The organism is Paraburkholderia sp. SIMBA_053 (assembly GCF_046534895.1).
In the GTDB taxonomy this organism is placed as follows: domain Bacteria; phylum Pseudomonadota; class Gammaproteobacteria; order Burkholderiales; family Burkholderiaceae; genus Paraburkholderia; species Paraburkholderia caledonica.
In genome coordinates this window covers 1-239 of sequence record NZ_JAWRXU010001607.1, presented here as the reverse complement: position 1 = coordinate 239, position 239 = coordinate 1, and the positions used below count along the sequence as shown (strand labels likewise).

General features: G+C 60.3%; 1 pseudogene. It reads left to right on the top strand.

Features of this window, described 5'->3' with window-relative positions:
* Positions 1 to 239, top strand: a pseudogene (narH, locus tag SB753_RS40975) (nitrate reductase subunit beta); the annotation flags it as partial.

The following is a 239-nucleotide window of genomic DNA, read 5'->3' as shown; positions in this document are numbered from 1 at the left end:
CCGGAAAGCAAGGCGCCGCCTGTTGCGCGAGCGCGCAGCCTGCTCACAGGCAAGCGGATGCAGAAGATCGAGTGGGGGCCGAACTGGGAGGAGATTCTCGGCGGCGAGTTCGAGAAGCGCAGCAAGGACAAGAACTTCGACGACGTGCAGAAGGACATCTACGGTCAGTTCGAGAACACCTTCATGATGTATTTGCCGCGCTTGTGTGAGCATTGCCTGAATCCGGCGTGCGTCGCGAG